The following is a 21,945-nucleotide window of genomic DNA, read 5'->3' on the forward strand; positions in this document are numbered from 1 at the left end:
ACCCGATGAGCTTCAGGCTGCAACCTCGTGAAATCATTGGGATTCGTGAATTCATCGTCAAATTCACAAAAGTGAAATCAAATTTTATGAATTATTTCAATATCATAAACCATATGCCCAATATTTGGGCATTTCGACTTTTTCCCAATGAAACCGGTGTCATAAGCCTCTGCCCCAACGGGCTTTCACAGGTTTATCCACAGGTTCGGGGGATAGCCCGCAGCGCATGTCGGACAGGTCGCTGAAGGCCGCAGATGCCGCGGCCTTCAGCATTCTGACGACCTGAACCCGCCTATCGGAACGTCGCGATCCAGTCCTTGAGCGCCTCACCGATTTCATGCGGGCTGTCTTCCTGAATGAAATGGCTGCCTTTCACCGTCACCTCGGTCTGGTTCTTCCAGCTGCGGCAGAATTCACGCACCTTGCCGGTCAGGATCGCCCCCGGTGTCGCATTGATGAACAGCTTCGGAAGGTCATTGCGCGCCATCCAGTCGGCATAGTCCTGCACGATGGCGACGACATCTTCAGGTTCACCCGCGATCGGGATCTGCCGGGGCCATGTCAGGGTCGGACGGCGATCCTCGCCCGCTGCCGCGAAGGGCCGACGGTAAACGGCCATCTCTTCTTCGGTCAGCCCCCGCAGCACGGAGCCGGGCAGCACCTTCTCCACGAAGATGTTCTTTTCCAGCACCATGGTTTCACCGGCATCCGAACGGAACCCCTGGAACACCGGCGTCGCATCCTTGCTGAAATCGTCCCAGCCCGGGATCGGCTGGACGATACCCTCCATGAAGCAGATGCCCTGCATGGCATCACGGTGCCGGTTGGCCCAGTCGAAACCCAGCGCCGATCCCCAGTCGTGAATGACCAGCGTCACCTTGCCGGTCACGCCCAGCGCCTGCAGCAGGCCGTCCAGATAATGACGGTGCTCGACGAACCGGTAGCGGTCCGGACCGCTATCCGGCAGCTTGTCGGAGTCGCCCATGCCGATCAGGTCAGGCGCAATGCAGCGACCCAGATCCTTCACATGCGGCATGATGTTTCGCCAGAGATATGACGAGGTCGGATTGCCGTGCAGGAACACGATGGGATCGCCCTCTCCCATCTCGACATAGGCCATCTGCCGGCCATGCACCTCGACGTGCTTCTTCGGATGTTCCGCTGTGGAAATTGACATGGCTCGTTACTCCCCTGAAAGCCGGTTGCGAAAGGCATACCTTGCCGCCGCTCCGGCATTCAAGGCTTGCGCGTGTCCAGGGAGGATGTGTCGAAGTCCGGGAAGGTCAAGGGGCCGGGATACGGCGTTCGTCGGAAATGGGGCCGGCACAAACCGGAATAAAAGGGGCGGATGCGCTGTCGAGGGAGGGGAGGGAGGCGCATCCGCCCGGAGGTTGCCGGGTGAAGGGTGAGAACCCGGCAGGGAAACTGTTCGGGGTGCCTACATCACGCCCGCCGCCAGCGACTGGCGGTAGCCGAAATGCACGCCTTCAACATCCTGGACCAGGGTCTGCGCCGCGCGGGGCGTGAACACGCGCTCTTTCGGAGAGTTCAAGGCGCTGTCCTGATTGGGCATGGCCGAGGCAACGCCCAGACCGATGAACAGGGCCCCGGCGAGAGCCCAAAAGCCTAAATGCCGGGAAATGATGCGTCGCATGATGGTCCTCTATGACTTCTGCCAGCAGCTGCGCTGGCGGGCTGATCTCTCGTTGAAACCGATATGGGATCATCTATTATCAAATCAACATATATCGAAATGATATATGTACTTTTTTCTAAAATTTTCGGAAGTTGCGAAATGACCCTGTTCGGCGCAGGCTCGGGACAGCAACCACGTTCAGGGGAGTGTGACATGCGTGTGCTGGCCGGATCGGGGCGGGGCATATTCCTTCTGGGATCGGCGGACACGCCCGTGCTGGAAACGCGAAACGTGCGCGACCTCGTCGAGATTGACGGCCGTCTCCACGCAGGCTCGGCGGATGGCCATTTCTGGTCGGATGACAGCGGCGAAACATGGCATTCGAGCACCCTGCGCGATCTGGAGGTCTGGCAGATCCGCCCGGCGGACGGCGACACGATCTACGCCGGCACGCAGCCCGCCGCACTCTATCGCAGCGCCGATCGCGGTGAGACATGGACCGAGGTCACGAGCTTCGCAAACGTGCCGGAAGCCGAGCACTGGGGCATCCCGCTGGACCCGCCGGTCCCGGGACGTGCGCGGGCGATGGTGATCGACCGGACCGATCCCAGGCGGCTGCGCATCGGTGTCGAGGTCGGCGGCATCATGATGAGCGACGACGGCGGCGGGAGCTGGTCGATGGTGCTGCCCGGCGACAACCCCGACCTGCACATGATGTTCCAGCATCCCGTCGAACCGGGAGTACTCTTCGCGTCAACAGGCTACGGACGGCGGGACGGCATCGCCGAGATGGTGGAGGGCAATGCCGGCGTGTTCCGCTCAGAGGATTTCGGTGCCACCTGGACCTATGCCTGGTCCGGTATCACGCCGCGCTATTCGCGCCCCATATGCATCGATCCGCGCACGCCCTATGGCCTGACGGTCGCCAGTGCGCCGACTGCGTTCTCCAGCTATCGCGATGATGGGGGCGCACAGGCGATGCTGTTCCGGTCTGAGGACGGCGGCCGCAACTGGCGATCCTTGTGCGACGAGGCCCATAGCCCGTCGACCGCCAACTTTCACGGGCTGAACATCGATCCCGAAAACGACGGCGGCGTGCTGGTCGGGACGGACACGGGCGAGGTCTGGCAGGTCACCGATCTGGGGACGTGGACGAAACGCGCCGACGGCCTGCCGCCGGTATTGTCGGTGCTGGCGATCTGACGCCCTGTCAGCCGATGGCGCGCAGCGCCGCAAACAGTTCATCGATCTGAGCGGCGGACAGGCCCTGCAGGACGCGCGCCTCATGCACTGCGATGGCGGCCCGTGCCTGCTCCGCCTTCGCCCGTCCCTGCCCCGTCAGCCCGAGCGCATGCGAACGACGGTCGGTCGCCGATTCCCGCCGTTCGATCAGGCCATCCGCCTGCAGCCGGTCCAGCACCGCGACCAGCGTGGACCGATCGACGCCCAGCGCCCGCGCCAGCGCCGACTGGTTCAGGCCGTCGTTGCAGGCGATCAGTTCCAGCACCCCGAACTGTCCCGGCGTGATCCCCAGCTGGCCGACACTTTCCGCAAAGTCGCGGAACACGGCGACCTGCGCCCGGCGCAGGTGATAGCCCACGAGACCGTCCAGCATGCCCCGATCCAGAGATTCAGACTTCTTGACCATCGGTACACCATGAAAGATATTGTTTGGGCACCCAACAGTTTTTTCCGGAAGGCTGGCCGATGAGCTTCAAGGTCAAGATCGAACAGGCCGACGATCCGATCACCGTCGAGATGGGCGAGACCATCCTGCAGGCCGCCCTGCGGCAGGGGATCAAATATCCCTGCGGCTGCCAGGCCGGGAACTGCGGCGCCTGCAAGTCGGCGCTGATCAGCGGCGAAATCGAGATGTCGCCCTGGTCGGAATACGCCCTGTCGCCCGAGGAAGAGCGCGAAGGCCGCATCCTCGCCTGCCGCGCCGTACCCTGGAGCGATGCCGAAGTCCGCTGGCTGGACCCGGCAGAACGCCGGATGGTTCGCAAGCGCCGCGCGTCCGAGCCGGTGGAGGATCCGGCATGAGCGACCTTCTGGAAGGCCGGATTGCCATCGTCACCGGCGGCGCGCGCGGAATCGGCCTGGCCATCGCGCAGGGCCTGACCGAAGCCGGCGCGAAGGTCCTGATCGCGGACAACGGCAGCGCCATCAACGGTGACGGCAGCGATCCTTCGGTCGCGGAGGAGGCGGCCGCCGGCTTGGGCGGTGGAGCCATCGCGCACACCGGATCCATTGCCAGCCCGTCGGCGGCACGAACACTGGTCGATCGCGCCGTTGCTGAACTGGGCGGGCTGGACATCGTGGTCAACAACGCCGCCATCCTGCGCGATGCCTTCATCTTCAAGGGCGATCCCGCGGACTGGGAAGCGGTGATCCGCACCAACCTTTCCGCCGCCTACTATCTGATCAATGCCGCCTCCCCCGTCCTGCGCGCCAACGCCAAATCCGACCGCGGCGGCGAGACCTACGACCGGGGCCGGATCGTCAACATCGTTTCGACCGCCGGCCTGTACGGCAATTTCGGCCAGTCGCCCTACGCCGCGGCCAAGGCCGGTCTGGTCGGGCTGACGCGGGTTGCCGCCATGGACCTGGCCCGCTCCGGTATCACGGCCAACGCGCTGGCCCCGTTTGCCCGCACGCGGGTGACCGATATCATCCAGCCCGCCAACGATGCGCAGGCCAGCTACAAGGAACGCGCGCTGAAGCTCGATCCCGCGCACGTCGCGACGGCGGTCGCGTGGCTCTGCTCTCCAGCCGCACAGCAGATCAGCGGCCAGATCTTCGGCGTGCGCGGCCGCGAAATCTTCCTGTTCTCGCAACCGCGCCCCGTGGGACGTGTGGTCAATGAGCAGGCCGACTGGACGCCCGAGACACTGGCCGAGGCCGCATCGGCCTTCACGGACCGGCTGACACCGCTCGAAACCGACCTCGAAGCCTTCAACACCGAACCCTTTGTCTAGGACGGATTTTTCGCAGAAGCCCGTACCATTCCTGAAATTTGCCTGGATGGTTCCATCCAACCAAATTCCGCCCAAGGAGCGATCAGATGACCGACATCCCGCAGATCAAGACAGCCGCCGACCTGAAAGGCCAGGATCCCGAATTCATCACTGCCATCGAGAAGATCGTGATCTCGCACGCGGTCAATGAACTGCACGGCGCGCGCGTGTTCGACGAACCTGCCATCGCGCTGGCACCGACACCGTATGCCAAGTGGCTCACCTGCAGGGTCGCCATGGAGGAATACGGCCATCACGTCCGCTTCCGTGAGCTGGGCGACGAGATGGGAATTGCACCTGAGCGGATGATCCCGGAAGGCGGCAAGCGTCCGCTGTCGATCTTCGAATATCCGCTGGAGACATGGGCGGAGTTCTGCGTGATCAAGCTGCTGGCCGATCTGGCGGAGATCATCCAGGTCGAGGATCTGGCCATGTGCAGCTATCACCCGCTGCGCAACGTCGCCCGCATGACGATGCCCGAGGAACGCTTCCACGCACAGTTCGGCAAGGATTTCACGACCGAACTGCTGGCCACCGACGAAGGCCGCGCCGAGATCCAGGAAGCGGTGAACCGCTATTACCCCTACCTGCCCGCCTTCTTCGGCAAACCGGTCAGCCGCAACAACGAGATCTTCCGCAAGTGGGGAATCAAGCAGCGCACGAATGCCGAGATGCGCGACGACTACATCGCGCGCGCCACGGCCCTCTGCGACGAACTCGGCCTCACCCTGCCCGACGTCGAACTGGCTGCCTGATCCTCAAGCCACGGCTTTCGAGGCGCGCAACCGGGCGATCTCGTCCGCCGACAGGCCTACTTCGGCCAGCACTTCGTCGGTATGGGCACCCAGTTCCGGCGCGCCGTGGCGATACTCCGGCTCGGTGCCGCTGAACCGCGCGGCGGTCCGGGTCTGACGCAGCAATCCCGCGACAGGATGGTCGTGCTCGCGCAGCACGTCGGCGGCCAGCACCTGCGGATGCTCGATCACGTCCTTGCGGTGCAAAACCGGCGCGCAGGGCACGCCTGCGGCATCCAGCGTCGCCAGAAGATCGTCCGTGGTACGGTCGATCAGCACCGACTGGATCAGTTCCAGCCGCGCATCGATGTTCAGATCGCGCAGTTCGGTGGTGGCGAAACGCTCGTCCTCGATCCATTCGGGGTGATCCATGACCTTGCAGAAGGCCTGCCATTGCGCATTGGTCATGACGGCCACGCTCATGTGCCCGTCCTTCGTCTCATAGATCAGGTCGATGAAGCTCGCCGCGCGCTGCTGGGTGACTTCCTTGCCGACATAGGTCTGCGCGCCCATGTCCGACGACCAGAGAAAGGCCAGCACGGAATCCAGCATCGACAGGCGGACATGCTGCCCGGTCCCGGTGCGTGCCTGCGCCAGCAGCGCCGCCGTGATCGCCTGACTGGCGGTCACCGCCGTCAGCTTGTCGGGCACGATGGTACGGATCAGCCGGGGCCGCTGCTTGTCAGAGCCGCCCTGCACCGATGCCAGCCCCGACAGGGCCTGCACGATGGGATCGTAGACCGGCTTGTCCGCCCAGGGACCGCGTTCGCCAAAGCCGGAGATCGAGACATAGACGATGTCGTCACGCACCGCCTTCAGGTCTTCGTAACCCACACCCAGCCGTTCGACGACGCCCGGGCGGAAGTTCTGCACGACGGCATGACAGGTCGCCGCGATCTGCTTCAGCGCCGCAACGCCATCCGCGGATTTGAGGTCGATGGCGACAGAGCGCTTGTTGCGGTTGTTGTTCAGGAAGCTGGCCGACATGCCGTTCTGCTTGTTGCCGGCGTGCCGGGTGAAGTCTCCGACGCCAGGCGTTTCCACCTTGATCACGTCGGCCCCCTGATCGGCCAGGATCATGGTGCCGAATGGCCCCGAGATCACCGCACTGAGATCGAGAATGCGAATGCCGTCCAGCGGACCTGCCATGATGTTCTTCTCCCCGTAATCTATCTGCTGTCGCGACGCGCGCGGCAGGCATCGCCGAAAGCCTGCCAGATCGCCGCGTGCACGGGAAACTGTTCCGGCGCGAACTCCGCATGCCACTGTACGCCGAGGGCGAATGTCTTCGCGCCCCGGACCGAAACCGCCTCGATCGCGCCGTCTGCCGCCGTCGCCTCGACCATAAGCCCGTCGGCCACCCGGTTGATCCCCTGCCCGTGCAGGCTGTTGACCTTGACCTCTCGCGCGCCGTCCAGAATTCCGGCCAGCACGCCGTCGCGCCGGATGGCGATCCCGTGGCGCGGCGCAAGCTGCACCTCCGGCGGCTGATCGCGCCAGCGCCACCGGCGATGGTCGAACTTGCCCGGCTGATCCTTGAGGTGCTGGTACAGCGAGCCGCCCAGCGCCACGTTCATCTCCTGGATACCGCGGCAGATGCCCAGCAGCGGCACGCCCTGATCCAGACAGGCCCGCACCAGCGCCATCGCGGTCGCATCGCGCCCCGGATCGCGCTCGCCGCTCTCCGGTTCCGGCTGTTCGCCGTAGAGTTCGGGCTGCATGTTCGATGCGCCGCCGGTCAGGCAGATGCCATCAAGCATGCCGACCAGATGCGCGACGGCACTGGTGTCGGTGTCACCGGGCAGCAGGATCGGCGTGCATTCGGAAAAGCCGAGCAGCGATGTGACATAGTTCTTCGACGTTGCGTGGAACGTGATGCCCTCGACCGTGCGCAGGTTGGCGGCAATGCCGACCACAGGACGCGGCTGGCTCAACGCTCGGTCGCCCATGGCGCTTTCGGCGTTTCGTAGCGGAAGGCGTTGTCGGGCAAGCCTCGGTTCACGGTCAGATTGGTCAGCGCCACCGTCGTCTCCTGATCCTGCGCATCTGTCAACTGCCAGCCGAGCAGACGCATCGGTTCCGTTGCGAAATGAAACCGGATCCAGCCCTGCTCCGCCCGATCCGGATCGCGCATCCGGAAGCGCAGGACGCCGGGTTCGGTCTCGACCTGATCGACCAGGGCCTCGTTCAGCAGATCGACATCGTCACGCACCAGATAACTGAGCGGCGTGTCGAACAAGGGCCACTGGGTCAGTTGCCCGACCTCGTAGTCGATAAAGCTGACCAGCGTCCCGTCGGAGATCAGAAGGATCTTCGCAGGCGGGTCGTACTGAAACCGGATGAGGCCGGGACGCTGCATCAGCAACCTGCCCTCGGCGGTCGCACCGTTCTGCGCCTGCTGCACGAAATCGGCCTGCAGGGTCTCGATCGATTCGAGATAGGTCTCGGCTTCGCTGATCTGCGTCCGCTCTTCCTGGGTCAGTGCGAACGCCGGCCCCGCAAGAAGCAGCAGCGCCACCAGAATGCCAAGCAGCCTAGAAATCACTGATGATCCCTTTTTTCTCCCAGTCTCCATATCGCGTGGGCTCCGGTCCGTTGCGTCCATCGATCTCGCCGTCGGCCTGTTCCAGCTTGTGAGCGGCTTTCTTTCGGCGCATCTTGCCGTCTTCCGATTTCTCGAACGTGTCGGTCTCGTTCAGCTTCTTTTCAGTATCGGTCATGGGGTCTCCGCCGCTTGCGACTTCCTGTACCCGACCATAAATAACGGCTAACCGACCCTCTTCAACTGTGGCTTGAAATGAATCACGCGCGCACCGCCCTGTTACTGGCCGCCATGACGGCCATCATGATGACCGCCGGCTACCTGCTGGGCGGCATGGGCGGTCTGATGATCGCCTTTGTCGTGGCGTTCGCCATGAACATCTTCTCATACTGGAACGCCGACAAGATCGTGCTGCGCATGTATGGCGCAAGACAGGTGGATCGCCAGTCCGCGCCCGAGTTCCACGACCTGGTCGAGAACCTCGCGCGGCGCGCCAACATGCCGATGCCGAAGGTCTACATCATCGACACGGACCAGCCGAACGCGTTTGCCACGGGCCGCAGCCCCGACAGGGCCGCCGTCGCGGCGACGCGCGGTCTGCTGCAGCGTCTGACGCGCGAGGAGATCGCGGGCGTGATGGCGCACGAACTGGCCCATGTCGAGAACCGTGACACGCTGATCATGACGGTAACGGCGACGATTGCAGGCGCCATCGGCATGCTGGCGAACTTCGCCATGTTCGCCGGGATGTTCGGGCGCGGACAGAACAATCCGCTGGGCGGAATCGGCACCATACTGGTCGCCATTCTGGCCCCCATCGCCGCGATGCTGGTGCAGATGGCGATCAGCCGGACACGCGAGTATTCGGCGGACCGGAAGGGCGCGGAGATCTGCGGCAACCCGCTGTGGCTGGCCTCGGCGCTGGAAAAACTGGAGGCCAATGCGAAGGGTATCGACAATCACCGCGCCGAGCGCAATCCGGCCACCGCGCACATGTTCATCGTCAACCCGCTGCACGCGCACTCGATCGACGGGCTGTTCTCGACCCATCCGAAGACCGCCAGCCGCGTCGCCCGGCTGCGCGAGATGGCTGCGGACGGTTCGTTCCGCGCGTCAAGCCCGCCGAACCGGCGCGCAGGGGGCACCGCTGTGCCCGTCACCGACACCGCTGATCAGCATCGCGGCCCCTGGGGTTGAGCGGGCCTGCCACCGCCCGCAGCGCCGCCATCGAGGCCCTGAAGCGTGTGCTGGACAGCCGGCAGACGCTTGACGAGGCGCTGGAGCTTGCCAATCGCGGTCTGGAAACCCGCGACAAGGCCTTCTGCCGCGCCATCGTGCTCTCCGCCCTGCGCCACAAGGGATCCATCGAGTTCCTGATCTCGAAGTACCTGTCGCGGCCCCTGCCGAAATCCGGGCGGCGCGCGCAACTGGCCCTGCTGTCGGGCGCAGCGCAACTGCTGTTCGTCGGCAGCCCGGCCCACGCGGTGGTCAATGAACAGGTCAATCTGATCCCGGCCAACAGCAAGTTCCGGGGTGTCGTGAATGCCGTGCTGAGGCGGATCGACCGGGACGGCGCGCGCGATATCGCCGATCCGAAGGTGATGCAGCGCGACCTGCCCGCGTGGCTCTGGCATCGCTGGAAGGCGGCTTACGGTGCCGAAACCACCATGGACATCATCCGCGCCCTGTCGCGCGATGATGTGCCGCTCGACCTCAGCGTGAAATCCGATGCCGAAGGCTGGGCCGAAAAGCTGACCGGAGAGGTGCTGCCGACAGGGTCGGTGCGGCTCGGTGCGGCGGGCAGCGTGTCGGAACTGGAAGGCTATGCCGACGGCGTCTGGTGGGTGCAGGACACCGCGGCAAGCCTGCCGGTGAAGCTGTTCGGCGACCTGGCCGGAAAGACCCTGCTCGACGCCTGTTCGGCACCCGGGGGCAAGACGGCACAGGCCATTGCTGCGGGTGCCCGGGTCACGGCGCTGGACCGGTCGGCGAAACGCCTGAAGGTTCTGGCCGCCAACATGACACGGCTCAATCTGTCATGCCGGACGGTCGTATGCGACCTGCTGGATCACCGACCGGAAGCGCCCTACGACGCCGTGCTGCTGGATGCCCCCTGCACGGCAACGGGCACATTGCGCCGCCACCCCGACATCGGCTGGAACCGGACCGAAGAGGATGTGGCGACCCTGGCATCGCTGCAGTCGCAGCTGCTGGATCACGCGGCCACCCTGGTGAGACCGGGCGGCAGGCTGGTCTATTGCACCTGCTCGCTGGAACCCGAGGAAGGCGAGAAACAGATCGACCGGTTCCTGACGGAAAACAGGAACTTCCACCGCGCACCCGTCCGCGCGGCCGAAGTCGGACTGCGTGACGAATCTGTGACACGCGACGGCGACCTGCGCACGCTGCCCCACCATATGGCAGAAAAGGGCGGTATGGACGGGTTCTTCGCCGCACGGCTGATCAGGAAATAGCTGCCCGGCACATTGTCGGAATCGCCCGAAGCTGCTAGGGAACGAAGCATGCAGAACACAATCATTTCCCCTTCGATTCTCTCGGCCGATTTCGCGTGCCTGGGAGAGGAGATACGCCGCATCGACGATGCCGGTGCGGACTGGATCCATGTCGATGTCATGGACGGGCATTTCGTGCCGAACCTGACCATCGGTCCGAATGTGATCAAGGCCCTGCGCACGCACACGAAAAAGCCGTTCGACGTGCACCTCATGATCTCGCCGGTCGATGCCTTCATCGAAGCCTATGTCGATGCGGGTGCCGACCTGATCACCGTTCACGCCGAAGCGGGACCGCATCTGCACCGCACCCTGCAACTGATCCGCAGTCTGGGCGTCAAGGCCGGTGTTGCGCTGAATCCCGCGACGCCCTGGCAGGTGGTCGAGCCGGTGATCCACGACATCGACCTGATCCTGGTAATGAGCGTCAACCCGGGCTTCGGCGGGCAGAAGTTCATTCCCGGCCAGCTGGACAAGATTGCGGCGCTGCGCGGTCTGATCGACGGCTGCGGTGCCGATGTCGTCCTTGAGGTCGACGGCGGCGTCAATGCGGATACGGCCGGCGACGTGCTGGCTGCGGGCGCGACGGCGCTGGTTGCGGGCACCGCCGTCTTCACCGGCGGCCCGTCGGCCTATGCATCGAACATTGCGGGCCTGCGCGCGGCGCTGTCATCCGCTGACGCTGCCGACTGACCGGCGCAAGGGGAGCGCGCATGAGCGGGATCCGCGATCTCGTCTATTCCACGACGCTCTACCGGATGAGTTTGCGCGGACGTTTCCACCATGGGCTCGCGTTTCAGCCGAAAGACATCTGGGAGGGCGATCCCGATCGCGCGAACGACCTGTTCCAGGGCCTCTATGTGCTGAATGGCGAAGCGGTTCAGGTGGGCACCCAGCATCCGTGGCGCGGGCCGCAGGGCAGCGCGGAATGGCGGGCGGAGTTGCACGGCTTCAGCTGGCTGCGCGATTTCCGCGACATCGGCGGCGATGCGGCCGTCCGCGCCGCGCGCACCCTGGCAGGCACCTGGCTGAGTCATTGCGGAAACTACGATCCCTTCGTCTGGCGGCCCGACATCCTGGCCCGGCGGCTGACCAACTGGTGCCTGAACGCCGATCTGCTGATCCGGCACGCGGAACTGACGTACCGCTCCAACCTGCTGCGTTCTCTGGGCCGTCAGGCCAAGCATCTGCTGCGCACCGCCGATCAGATGAAGCGCGGCCCCCAGGCCATCTCGACCGCGACCGGACTGGCGATCGTCGGCTATTGTCTGCCGGAATCCCGCGCCTATGCGGAGCGCGGCCTGCGGTTGCTCGCCGATCACCTGTCCCGCCAGATCCTTTCCGACGGCGGGCATGTCAGCCGCAATCCCGAGGCATTGACCCGCATCCTGGGCGACCTGGTCCAGTTGAAACGGGTGATGATGGATATCGGCGAACCGGCACCGGACCCGCTGATCAACGCGATCGACCGCATCACACCGACGGTGAAGCTGCTGCGTCACGGCGATGGCGGACACGCGCTGTTCAACGGCGCGACGGTTGGCAATGCCCGGGCCATCGACACCGTGATCAAACGATCCGGCATCCGCGGGAAGGCCAATCTGTCCGCGCCCCGAACCGGCTACGAACGGCTTGAAGGCGACCGGACCACCGTCATCTGCGATTTCGGCGGCCCCAACCCCGAACCCGGCATCGGCTATGCGGGCCTGCTGAGCTTCGAGATGAGCCATCGCCGTGAACGGATCGTGGTCAACAGCGGTGCCGCGCGACCGCCATCGGAACAGTGGAATGCCGCGCTGGCCTCGACCGCGGCACATTCGACCCTGACCGTCGGCGACACCAATGCCGTGCCCGTGCCCGCCGCGGGCCGCAAGCGCCGCCGCAACATGGAAACCGAGGCCGCACGCACCGAATCGGCGGATGCCACCTGGCTGGACATGAGCCACGACGGATACCGTCAGGCCTTTGGCGTCATCCACCGGCGGCGGCTCTATCTGGACGCGTCGGGCCGCGACTTCCGCGGCGAGGACACGCTGGAGCCCGTGGGCAACCGGACCGGCGCGCCGGACTTCACCTTGCGGTTCCACCTGCACCCCGACATACAGGCCGTGCTCTCCCAGGGCGGTGACGGCGTCCTGCTGCGGCTGAAGACCGGGCGCGGCTGGCGGTTTCGTGTCGCAGGGGCGGTGCCGGAGCTTGAAGAAAGCGTTTATCTGGGCGACGGACAGCCACGCAAGACACAACAGATCGCGCTGCATGGCAGCCTCGGCAACGAAGCGCTTGCCGTGCACTGGGCTTTCGGGCTGATTGAGAGCGCTGACGGCTGAAGCCATCGGGCGCAGAAGGGGTTTGAGACATGAGTGATTCCGTCATCGCGCCGGTGCGCGCGCTGATTTCCGTTTCCGACAAGGCCGGACTGGACACGCTGGGCCGGTTCCTGAAATCGAAGGATGTCGAGATTCTGTCCACCGGCGGCACGGCGCGCGCGCTGAGCGATCTGGGCTGCGCGGTGACCGAGGTCAGCGACCATACCGGATCGCCGGAGATGATGGACGGGCGGGTGAAGACGCTGCATCCGAAAATTCATGGCGGCATCCTGGGCTTGCGCGACGCGGACAGCCATGTGCAGGCCATGAAGGACCATGACATTGCCGGTATCGATCTGGTGGTGATCAACCTCTACCCGTTCGAGAAGACGGTCGCGGCGGGCGCGGATCGCGCGACGGCGATCGAGAACATCGACATCGGCGGCCCGGCGATGATCCGTTCCGCCGCAAAGAATCACCGCTTCGTCGCCGTCGTCACCGACCCGGCAGACTATCAGGCGCTGATGGACGAATGGCGCGACCATGGCGGCCTGACCATGGCCTTCCGCGAACAGCTGGCGGCCAGGGCCTTCGCCCGTACCGGTGCCTATGACAGTGCGATCACGGCCTGGTTCGCCGGCCAGTCCGGAGAGATGCCGGGCCGGTTCGGTGTCTCGGCAGGCCCTGCGCAGCCCTTGCGCTATGGCGAGAACCCGCACCAGATCGCGGCCTTCTACCCCTCCGGCGATCGGCGTCCGGGTGTGGCCAGCGCGCGCCAGATCCAGGGCAAGGCGCTCAGCTACAACAATCTGAACGACACCGATGCGGCCTACGAACTGGTCGCCGAATTCGACCCCGCAGAAAGCGCGGCGGTGGCCATCATCAAGCACGCCAACCCCTGCGGTGTCGCAACCGGCAAGACGGTCGGCGAGGCCTACGAACGCGCCGTCGCCTGCGATCCGGTCAGCGCCTTCGGCGGGATCATCGCCCTGAACCAGCCGCTTGAAGCCGACGCCGCCGAGGCCATCACCTCGATCTTCACCGAAGTCATCATCGCGCCCGGCGCGTCCGAGGAGGCCATCGCCATCGTGGCGAAGAAGAAGAACCTGCGCCTGCTGCTGACGGATGGCCTGCCCGATCCGGCGGCGCCGGGTCTGGCCTTCAAGGCGCTGGCGGGTGGCGTGCTGGCCCAGAGCCGCGACAACGGCCGCATCACCGCCGACGACGTGAAGGTCGTCACCAAACGCGCGCCGAGCGAACAGGAGATGGCCGATCTGATCTTCGCCTTCCGGGTCGGCAAGCATGTGAAATCGAACGCCATCGTCTACGTCCGTGACGGGCGCACGGTGGGCGTCGGCGCGGGCCAGATGAGCCGTGTGGACTCCGCCCGGATCGCCGCCCGCAAGGCCGAGGATGCCCGCGAGGCCGCCGGCGACAGCGACAGCTGGACCAAGGGTTCGGTGGTGGCTTCGGATGCCTTCTTCCCCTTCGCCGACGGCCTGATGGCCGCAGTGGAAGCCGGCGCGACAGCCGTCATCCAGCCCGGCGGTTCGGTCCGGGACGACGAGGTGATCGCCGCCGCCGATGAAGCGGGTCTTGCCATGGTCTTCACCGGCATGCGGCATTTCCGGCATTGAGCACCCGCATTCTTCCTGACGCCGGTTTCCCTTTCCCCCTTGAGGGGGGAAGGGAAATTTGCTGCTGCAGATGAAACTCTCTCCCACGCTCGCGGGCGCATCGCTGGTCGTGCTCGCCACGGTCGGCTTCAGTTGCATGCATGCGATGATCCAGTATCTGGGCAAGCAGGGACTGCACGGCTTCGAGATCGCCTTCTTCCGCAACCTGTTCGGCATGATCGTGCTGGGCCCCATCCTGATCAAGCACGGGCTGGAGCCGTTCCGCACCACCAAGCTGAGGCTGCATTTCATCCGCGCGGGCGTGAATTCGGTCGCCATGCTGATGTTCTTCTACGGCATCACGACGGGCATCGCGCTGGGGCTGGTGCAGGCGCTCAGCTTCACGGCACCGCTGTTCACCTCGATCCTGGCCGTGATCTTTCTGGGCGAACGGATGCGGGCGCACCGCTGGACGGCGCTGTTCGTGGGCTTCATCGGCACCCTGATCATTCTCAGGCCCGGCGTCGCGGAAATCCCGGCAGGTGCCTGGCTGCTGCTGGGCGCGGCCATGATGTGGGGCATCGCGATGGTGATCATCAAGCGGCTGACGGCGACCGACTCCGCCGTCACCGTATCGCTCTACATGGTGGTGATGCTGACGCCGATTTCCGGCATCGCGGCCAGCTTCTTCTGGCAATGGCCGACGACCGAGCAGTTCATGTGGCTCGTCGCGATCGCGGTCATCGGCACCGGTGCGCAACTGGCCTTCACACAGGCGTTCCGTCTGGCCGACGCCACCGCCGTGCTGCCCTTCGATTTCTCCAAGCTGATCTGGAGCGCGTTGCTCGGCTGGATATTCTTCGCGCAGGTGCTGGATGTCTGGGTCTGGGTGGGCGCCATCCTGATCTTCTTCAGCGGGTTCTACATCGCCTATCGGGAACGTAAGGTATCGGGCGCGGAACCCGTCGTCCGGGAGCCGATGCGCCCGGTGTAGCAAGGAAAGACTGGTGGGGAGGCCAGCCGCATGACCGATTACGAGAACCCCTACAGGGGCCTGAAGGTGCTGGACATGAGCCAGGGCGTCGCCGGGCCGCATGCCGGCATGCTGCTGGCGCTCTACGGCGCGGATGTGGTGAAGATCGAGCCGCCCGCCGGCGACTGGATCCGGCCCATCGGCGTCAGCTATGGCGAGCATTCCGCGCACAGCGTCTATTACAGCCGGGGCAAGCGCTCGCTGGCGCTGGACATGAAGTCCGAGGCCGGGCTGAAGATCGTGCTGGAACTGGCAAAACAGGCCGACGTGGTGATCGAAAGTAATCGACCCGGCGTCGCCGACCGGCTGGGTATCGGTTACGCCGACATCAAGGCCATCAATCCGCGCGCGATCTACCTGTCCGTCAGCGGCTTCGGTCAGGAAGGTCCCTATCGCGAGCGTGCCTGCACCGACACGGTCGCGCAGGCGTTCTCCGGCATGATGAGCATCAACCGGGGCAGCGACGACGGACCGGTCAAGTTCGGCGCGGTCATCGTCGATTCGATCACCGGCCTGTATGCCTATCAGGCGGTCGCGACCGCGTTGTACGCGCGCGGTGCCGACGGCGAAGGCCGTCATATCGACGTCAGCCTGATGCAGGGCGCAGCCGCGATTCTGGCCCCGAAAATCCTGGAAGAGCACCTGCAGGGCGGCCGACCGACGGCCTTCAACGCACCTGCGGGCAACTTCGAGACGAAGGACGGCTGGATCGCCGTTACCCTGGTGCGGAACGAGGAATATCACCGGACATGCCGGCTGATCGGGCGTCCCGATCTGTCCGAGGATCCGCGTTTCGAGAGCTTTGTCAGCCGCGCCAAGCATCTGGACGTGCTGATGACGGGACTGCGCGCGCATTACCGCACGAAGACGTCGGCGGAATGGCTGGCCCTGCTGAAACCGGAAGGCATTCTGTGCGATCCCGTGAACAGCTTCACGGACTGGCTGGCCGACCCGCACGTACAGGCCGTCGAGGCGGCGAAGATCGCCGATCAGCCCGTCGTGGGCGAAAGTCCTCTGGCGAAGGTGCCGGGCGCGCTCAACGCCCCGGCGGATATCGGGCACGCGCCTGGCCTTGGCGAACAGGGTCAGGAGATCCTGGCCGAACTGGGCTACAACGCCGAGGAGATCGGCGCGATGGCAGCGTCCGGCGCTGTGTTGCTGAAGGGAGATGGCCAATGACCGACTTCGATCCGGCCAATCATCGCATGTGCGAACCGTCCTATTTCGAGGACCTGGAGATCGGGCAGACCTTCTACATCAATTCGCGCACGCAGACGGATGCCCTGTTCTCGGCCTTCCAGCTCGCGTCCGGGGACAATCATCCGATTCACTACGACGTCGAATACTGCAAGCGGCAGGGCCACAAGGGCCTGCTGGCCCACGGTCTTCAGGTACTGTCGCAGGCCGCGCCCGGCGCGGGCATCTTTCCGCACGTGCTGGGCGAGGCGATGGTCGGCTTTCTGGAGGTCAACGCCAAGTTCAAGGCCCCCGTCTATGCCGGCGATACGCTGTATCCGCAGCTTGAAATCACGGAACTGAAACCGGGCCGCACGACGGGCGTTGTCGTGGTACGCGCCACCATCCACAATCAGGACAGCGTGCTGGTCATGGACGGCTGGCAGAGCTTTCTGGTCAAGAAGCGCCACCCGGAGGAGAAGGCATGAGCACGGTCACCTATGAAGTCGACGGCAAGGTCGCGGTCATCACGCTGAACCGACCCGAGAAGCACAATGCCATCTCCCGCGAACTCGGCGATGAACTCACAGCGGCCTGGCGGCGCTTCCAGGACGGACCGGAGCGGGCGGCCGTGCTGACGGCTGCCGGCGACAAGGCGTTTTCGGTCGGTGCCGACCTGAACGATCCGCCGGAGATCGGCCCCTTCGCGCCCAGCGTCGGTGTGCATGTGGACAAGCCCGTCGTGGCGGCGGTCAACGGCATCTGCGTCGGCGGGGCCTTCATTCTGGTGCAGTTCTGCGACCTGTGCGTCATGTCCGAGAACGTGACCTTCGTCTATCCGGAAGCCAAGGTGGGCCTGTCCGGCGGCCTGATCACATCGCTCGCCGCGCGGATGCCGCACAAGCTGGCGATGGAGTTCATGATGCTGGGCGAACCGATGACGGCGGCGCGCGCCTATGAAGCCGGGCTGGTCAACCGTGTCGTGCCCCACGGCGAGGTGAAGGATGTGGCACTGAAAATGGCGCAGGACCTGGCCGAGCTGGCGCCCATGGTGCTGACCACGATCAAGCGCCATGTCGCGGAAGTGTTGCCGCAGGGTCCGTCCGAAAAATCCTGGATCGCCCGCCGCGACCTCAACGCCATTCGCGCCTCCAGCGATTTCACCGAAGGCGTCGCCGCGTTCCAGGAAAAACGGAAGCCGGAGTTCAAGGGAGAATGACCATGACCAAGGAAGTACTCACCCATCCCGTCCTGCAGCAGATGATCAACAAGGGGAACGTGCCCCTGTCGCTGGCGACGCGCGGCGCAGGTCTGATCTTCGTGTCCGGCCTGCCGCCGGTCAGTCTGGAGACCGGCGCGCTGATCGACGGCGGGATCGAGGAACAGACGCGCGCCTCGCTGAACGCGATCAAGGCGGTGCTGGAAGCCAACGGCTCGACCATGGACAAGATCCTGAAATGCACGGTCTTTGCCGTGAATGCGGGTCAGTTCGATCGCGTGAACGCCGTCTATGCGGAATTCTTCCCCGAAGACCCGCCGGCGCGGACCTTCGTCACCGTCGGTTCCTGGCCCTGGGCGTTCGACATCGAGATCGAGGCCGTCGCACTGGCCTAATGTGTTTCTGAGGCGGCTTGCTCTTTCAGACGATACAGGGCCTCCAGCGCCTCGCGCGGGCTGAGATCGTCGGGATTGATCGCGTCCAGCGCGTCCAGAACCGGAGAGGCCTGTGGCTCCGTCGCAGGGGCCTGGGCCATGGCCGCGAACAGCGGCAGGTCGTCGGCAATCGAGACCGCCTTGCGGCCCTGCCCGCTTTCCTCCAGCTTCTTCAGCACGGCTTCGGCGCGGCGCACGACCGCCGACGGCAATCCGGCCAGCTTGGCGACCTGGACGCCGTAGGACCGGTCCGCCGCGCCCGGAATGACCTGATGCAGGAACTTCACGCTGCCCTGCCATTCCATCACCCGCATGGTCCGGCAGGTCACCTGATCCAGCTTTTCGGCCAGCGCGGTCAGTTCGTGGTAGTGCGTTGCGAACAGGCCGCGCGCGCGGTTGGTCTCGTGCAGGGCCTCGACCGTCGCCCAGGCGATGGCCAGACCGTCATAGGTCGCCGTGCCGCGTCCGATCTCGTCGAGGATGACCAGCGCGCGTTCCCCCGCCTGATTCAGGATCGCCGCCGTTTCGACCATCTCCACCATGAAGGTCGAGCGGCCCCGCGCCAGATCGTCCGCCGCGCCCACGCGGCTGAACAGCCGGTCCACGACACCGATCCGGGCGCTGGCGGCCGGGACGAAGGAACCGGCCTGCGCCATGATCGCGATCAGCGCGTTCTGACGCAGGAAGGTAGACTTGCCCGCCATGTTCGGACCGGTCAGCAGCCACAGCCGCCCCGGATCGGGTCCAAGGTCGCAGTCGTTCGGCTGAAACCCGCCCCCGCCTTCATCGGGTGCCAGTGCCTCGACGACGGGATGGCGTCCGCCCTCGATGGCGAAGTCCAGGCTGCTGTCGATGGAGGGACGGGTGAAGGCCTTTTCCCGGGCCAGTTCGGCCAGCGCCGCGGCCACGTCCAGCCGTGACAGCGCCCCCGCGCAGGCGGCCAGGTCCTGCGCTTCATTCAGGACGGCCGCCGACAGGGCCTCGAAGTGCCGTTCCTCAAGCGCCTGCGCCCGATCGCCCGCAGAACGTATCTTTCCTTCAAGCTCGCCCAGTTCGACCGTCGTGAACCGCATCGCCTGCGCCATGGTCTGGCGGTGGATGAAATCCTCGCCCAGCTTGTCGGCGTGGCGCTGCTGCACCTCGACGAAATAGCCCAGCATGTTGTTGTGACGCACCTTCAGCGTGGCCACGCCGGTCCTGTCGGCATAGGTCTTCTGAAGCGCCGCAATGTGCTGGCGTCCCTGATCGCGCAGGGTACGGAGTTCGTCCAGCGCCGCATCGAAACCCGCACGGACGAAGCCGCCGTCGCGGATCAGCAGCGGCACCTCGTCATCCAGCGCCAGATTCAACTGGTCCAGAAGCTGTCCATGTCCTTCCAGCCTGCGGGCCGTCTCCAGCACGCCTGCGGGGCCGCTTTCGCCCAGCACATGACGCGCGGAGCTGGCGGCGATCAGCGCATCGCGGATGGCCGTCAGGTCGCGCGGGCCGCCGCGTCCCAGGCCCAGCCGCGAGAGCGCGCGTTCGATATCCGGCGCGCGGCGGATCGCATCCCTGAAATCGCCGCGCCGTGCATCGGCATCGTGGAAGAACTGAACCATGTCCAGCCGCGCCTCGATGACGGCAGGATCCGTCAGCGGGCCGGAGATATCCGCCATCAGCCTGCGACCGCCCGCGCCGGTCACCGTCCGGTCGATCACCGACAGCAGGCTGCCCTGCCGCCCGCCGGAGAGGGTTTCCGTCAGTTCCAGATTGCGGCGGGTCGCCTGATCCAGGCCCATGGTCGCGCCCGCCTCGATCCGCTGCGGCGGCCGGATCGGTGGCAGTTTTCCCTTCTGCGTCAGGTCCACATAGTCGACCACGGCACCGGCGGCGGCGATCTCGGCCCGGTCGAAACTGCCGAAACCATCCAGCGCACCGACGGCAAATATCTGTTTCAGTCGCTTCTCGGCAGAGACCGAATCGAAGCGGGCGGACGGCAACGGCGTCAGCCTGTCGTCCCAGTCCGCAAACACACCCGGCCCGTCCGGCACCAGACTGTCGGGCAGCAGGATCTCTCCGGGTTGCAGCCGCGCCAGTTCCGCCAGCAGCGCGGCACCGGCGACAGCACTCGTCGACAGTTCGCCCGTCGACATGTCCAGCCAGGCGATGCCGAACGCACCGCCAGCCTTGGCAACGGCCAGCAGATAGTTGTTCCGGCGCGCATCCAGCAGGCTGTCCTCGGTCAGCGTGCCCGCCGTCACCAGCCGGACGACATCGCGTTTCACGACCGACTTTGCGCCGCGCTTCTTGGCTTCCGCCGGGTCTTCGATCTGTTCGCAGACGGCGACGCGGAACCCGTCCCGAATCAGCCGCGCCAGATACTGGTCCGCCGAATGCACCGGCACGCCGCACATCGGAATGTCCTCGCCCGCGTGCTTGCCGCGTTTGGTCAGGGCGATGTCGAGACTGGCTGCCGCCTGTTTCGCATCGTCGAAGAACAGCTCGTAGAAATCGCCCATGCGATAGAACAGCAGCGAATCCGGGTGCGCCGCCTTGATCTCAAGGAACTGCGCCATCATCGGTGTCGGTTCGTCGCCCATGCGCGGGACCATAAACGATTCTGCCAGGCCGCGTGAACGCAATAGGGCAGTTGCCGGACCGCAGCGGCCATGCCACTCTCCGCGCCACCATGACGATAGAATATGATGATCCGATCACGTTTTCCGGCTCGCCGCTGGACCGTGTCGACCAACAGCGCAGGAACGGCGAATGGCTGTCCGAGCAGTTGATGAATCCCGATACCCGCCTGCTGCCCATGTCGCGCCTGCGCGCCATGATCGACCTGGATGTCGGTGCCGAGATCGGCTGGCGTTCCCCGATCGAGGCGCTGGATCTGCTGGAAGAGAACCGCCCCGTTCTGCTGGGCGTGCAGGACGGCATTGCGCATTTCGTCATCGAGGCGGACCCGCGCAGGGCACCGCGCGATGCCACCTGGCTCAGCCGCGGCAAGTTCGTCGATGTGCGATCCATCGCACCGTCCCTGCCGGTCGGCGATGCCTCCATCCTCGCCCAGGCGCGCTCCATGCTGGACTGGCATCAGCGCCACCGGTTCTGTGCCGTGTGCGGTCAGCCGTCGGAGATGGCTGCCGCGGGATACATGCGCCAGTGCACCGACGATCAGTGCAAGGCACAGCATTTCCCGCGCACCGATCCGGTCACCATCATGCTGGTCTTCCACGGCGACAATTGCCTGCTGGGCCGTCAGCCGCGCTTCCCCGAGGGCTCCTATTCCGCCCTCGCCGGTTTCATGGAGCCCGGCGAATCGATCGAGGAATGCGTCCGGCGCGAAATCTGGGAAGAAGCCGGGATCAGGGTCGGACAGGTTCGCTATGTCGCGTCCCAGCCGTGGCCGTTCCCGTCCAGCCTGATGATCGGCTGTTTCGCGGAAGCGGAGACCACCGAGATCACCATCGACCCGACGGAACTGGACGACGCACGCTGGTTCAGCCGCGATGAGGTATTGACCATGATCGAGCGGTCGGAAGAGGGCGAAGGCCTGCGCATGCCGCCCGCCCTGTCACTGGCGCATCAGCTTGCGCGCAGGTGGCTGGCCGGCGTCTAGGGCGGAAACAGTCTGAATGGAACCATTCAGACTGTTTTCAAGAATGGCAACTACCTGT

At 65.1% G+C, this 21,945-nt stretch carries 23 protein-coding genes; 15 read left to right on the forward strand and 8 right to left on the reverse strand.

Translation table 11 applies throughout. The annotated features are described in order from the left end of the window. Positions 1-292: 292 nt before the first annotated feature. Complete coding sequence (locus ACN0X7_RS18925; RefSeq protein ID WP_417520036.1) at positions 293-1,177, reverse strand: haloalkane dehalogenase; 885 nt, start codon at positions 1,175-1,177, stop codon at positions 293-295. Positions 1,178-1,438: 261 nt separating this feature from the next. Beyond that, a complete protein-coding gene (locus ACN0X7_RS18930) occupies positions 1,439-1,654 on the reverse strand; it encodes a hypothetical protein (protein ID WP_417520037.1) in 216 nt (71 codons plus the stop codon). Between the two features lie 195 nt (positions 1,655-1,849). Between ACN0X7_RS18930 and ACN0X7_RS18935 the strand changes: the two genes are divergently transcribed. After that, complete coding sequence (locus tag ACN0X7_RS18935) at positions 1,850-2,839, forward strand: WD40/YVTN/BNR-like repeat-containing protein (RefSeq protein WP_417520038.1); 990 nt, start codon at positions 1,850-1,852, stop codon at positions 2,837-2,839. Positions 2,840-2,846: 7 nt separating this feature from the next. Here the strand turns inward: ACN0X7_RS18935 and ACN0X7_RS18940 are convergent, their stop codons facing one another. Further along, a complete protein-coding gene (locus ACN0X7_RS18940; protein ID WP_417520039.1) occupies positions 2,847-3,284 on the reverse strand; it encodes a MarR family winged helix-turn-helix transcriptional regulator in 438 nt (145 codons plus the stop codon). Between the two features lie 59 nt (positions 3,285-3,343). Between ACN0X7_RS18940 and ACN0X7_RS18945 the strand changes: the two genes are divergently transcribed. The 3 genes from ACN0X7_RS18945 to ACN0X7_RS18955 all read left to right on the forward strand — a co-directional run bounded on the left by ACN0X7_RS18945 (position 3,344) and on the right by ACN0X7_RS18955 (position 5,408). Further along, the gene (locus ACN0X7_RS18945) at positions 3,344-3,679 is read left to right on the forward strand and encodes a 2Fe-2S iron-sulfur cluster-binding protein (RefSeq protein WP_417520040.1); all 336 of its coding nucleotides are present in this window, start codon (positions 3,344-3,346) and stop codon (positions 3,677-3,679) included. Continuing rightward, the gene (locus ACN0X7_RS18950) at positions 3,676-4,614 is read left to right on the forward strand and encodes an SDR family NAD(P)-dependent oxidoreductase (protein WP_417520041.1); all 939 of its coding nucleotides are present in this window, start codon (positions 3,676-3,678) and stop codon (positions 4,612-4,614) included. Before ACN0X7_RS18945 ends, ACN0X7_RS18950 begins: the two co-directional genes overlap by 4 nt. Before the next feature lie 86 nt (positions 4,615-4,700). Beyond that, on the forward strand, positions 4,701-5,408 hold the full coding sequence (locus tag ACN0X7_RS18955) for a Phenylacetic acid catabolic protein (protein WP_417520042.1): 708 nt from the start codon (positions 4,701-4,703) through the stop codon (positions 5,406-5,408). Positions 5,409-5,411: 3 nt separating this feature from the next. Here ACN0X7_RS18955 and ACN0X7_RS18960 read toward each other — a convergent pair whose 3' ends face one another. The 4 genes from ACN0X7_RS18960 to ACN0X7_RS18975 are packed head-to-tail and all read right to left on the reverse strand — an operon-like array spanning position 5,412 to position 8,167. Continuing rightward, positions 5,412-6,596 carry a CaiB/BaiF CoA transferase family protein gene (locus tag ACN0X7_RS18960; protein ID WP_417520043.1) on the reverse strand — a complete coding sequence of 395 codons (1,185 nt, stop codon included), beginning with the start codon at positions 6,594-6,596 and terminating at the stop codon, positions 5,412-5,414. Between the two features lie 20 nt (positions 6,597-6,616). Then, a complete protein-coding gene (locus ACN0X7_RS18965) occupies positions 6,617-7,396 on the reverse strand; it encodes a gamma-glutamyl-gamma-aminobutyrate hydrolase family protein (protein WP_417520044.1) in 780 nt (259 codons plus the stop codon). Beyond that, positions 7,378-7,992: a LolA family protein gene (locus ACN0X7_RS18970; RefSeq protein WP_417520045.1), complete on the reverse strand. Its 615-nt coding sequence runs from the start codon at positions 7,990-7,992 to the stop codon at positions 7,378-7,380. Before ACN0X7_RS18970 ends, ACN0X7_RS18965 begins: the two co-directional genes overlap by 19 nt. After that, positions 7,982-8,167: a DUF1674 domain-containing protein gene (locus ACN0X7_RS18975; protein WP_417520046.1), complete on the reverse strand. Its 186-nt coding sequence runs from the start codon at positions 8,165-8,167 to the stop codon at positions 7,982-7,984. The genes ACN0X7_RS18970 and ACN0X7_RS18975 overlap by 11 nt, the downstream gene beginning before the upstream one ends. Before the next feature lie 77 nt (positions 8,168-8,244). Here ACN0X7_RS18975 and htpX point away from each other — a divergent pair, with 77 nt between their 5' ends. The 10 genes from htpX (at position 8,245) to ACN0X7_RS19025 (ending at position 18,247) form a co-directional block, all read left to right on the forward strand. Continuing rightward, positions 8,245-9,186 carry a zinc metalloprotease HtpX gene (gene htpX / locus ACN0X7_RS18980; protein WP_417520047.1) on the forward strand — a complete coding sequence of 314 codons (942 nt, stop codon included), beginning with the start codon at positions 8,245-8,247 and terminating at the stop codon, positions 9,184-9,186. Next, entirely contained in the window at positions 9,183-10,463 is a 1,281-nt protein-coding gene (locus tag ACN0X7_RS18985; RefSeq protein ID WP_417520048.1) for an RsmB/NOP family class I SAM-dependent RNA methyltransferase, read from the forward strand. The genes htpX and ACN0X7_RS18985 overlap by 4 nt, the downstream gene beginning before the upstream one ends. Before the next feature lie 48 nt (positions 10,464-10,511). Beyond that, positions 10,512-11,195 (forward strand): ribulose-phosphate 3-epimerase, encoded by a 684-nt coding sequence (gene rpe / locus ACN0X7_RS18990; protein WP_417520049.1) that lies wholly within the window; start codon positions 10,512-10,514, stop codon positions 11,193-11,195. A gap of 20 nt (positions 11,196-11,215) precedes the next feature. Next, the gene (locus tag ACN0X7_RS18995) at positions 11,216-12,829 is read left to right on the forward strand and encodes a heparinase II/III family protein (RefSeq protein WP_417520050.1); all 1,614 of its coding nucleotides are present in this window, start codon (positions 11,216-11,218) and stop codon (positions 12,827-12,829) included. A 29-nt stretch (positions 12,830-12,858) separates the two neighbouring features. Next, positions 12,859-14,445 (forward strand): bifunctional phosphoribosylaminoimidazolecarboxamide formyltransferase/IMP cyclohydrolase, encoded by a 1,587-nt coding sequence (gene purH, locus ACN0X7_RS19000; RefSeq protein WP_417520051.1) that lies wholly within the window; start codon positions 12,859-12,861, stop codon positions 14,443-14,445. A 70-nt stretch (positions 14,446-14,515) separates the two neighbouring features. Further along, entirely contained in the window at positions 14,516-15,418 is a 903-nt protein-coding gene (locus ACN0X7_RS19005) for a DMT family transporter (protein WP_417520052.1), read from the forward strand. Positions 15,419-15,448: 30 nt separating this feature from the next. After that, positions 15,449-16,636: a CaiB/BaiF CoA transferase family protein gene (locus ACN0X7_RS19010; RefSeq protein WP_417520053.1), complete on the forward strand. Its 1,188-nt coding sequence runs from the start codon at positions 15,449-15,451 to the stop codon at positions 16,634-16,636. Beyond that, positions 16,633-17,121, forward strand: a complete 489-nt coding sequence (locus tag ACN0X7_RS19015; RefSeq protein ID WP_417520054.1) for a MaoC family dehydratase — start codon at positions 16,633-16,635, stop codon at positions 17,119-17,121. Before ACN0X7_RS19010 ends, ACN0X7_RS19015 begins: the two co-directional genes overlap by 4 nt. Then, a complete protein-coding gene (locus tag ACN0X7_RS19020) occupies positions 17,118-17,852 on the forward strand; it encodes an enoyl-CoA hydratase/isomerase family protein (RefSeq protein WP_417520055.1) in 735 nt (244 codons plus the stop codon). Before ACN0X7_RS19015 ends, ACN0X7_RS19020 begins: the two co-directional genes overlap by 4 nt. Before the next feature lie 2 nt (positions 17,853-17,854). Then, positions 17,855-18,247 (forward strand): RidA family protein, encoded by a 393-nt coding sequence (locus tag ACN0X7_RS19025; RefSeq protein WP_417520056.1) that lies wholly within the window; start codon positions 17,855-17,857, stop codon positions 18,245-18,247. On the opposite strand, the gene mutS is transcribed toward ACN0X7_RS19025, so the two are convergent. Next, a complete protein-coding gene (gene mutS, locus ACN0X7_RS19030; RefSeq protein ID WP_417520057.1) occupies positions 18,244-20,877 on the reverse strand; it encodes a DNA mismatch repair protein MutS in 2,634 nt (877 codons plus the stop codon). The genes ACN0X7_RS19025 and mutS overlap by 4 nt on opposite strands. A 77-nt stretch (positions 20,878-20,954) precedes the next feature. Here mutS and nudC point away from each other — a divergent pair, with 77 nt between their 5' ends. Next, a complete protein-coding gene (gene nudC / locus ACN0X7_RS19035; protein WP_417520058.1) occupies positions 20,955-21,887 on the forward strand; it encodes an NAD(+) diphosphatase in 933 nt (310 codons plus the stop codon). Positions 21,888-21,945: the final 58 nt, after the last annotated feature.

Origin of the sequence: Minwuia sp. (assembly GCF_048263705.1) — a bacterium.
Taxonomy (GTDB): Bacteria; Pseudomonadota; Alphaproteobacteria; order Minwuiales; family Minwuiaceae; genus Minwuia.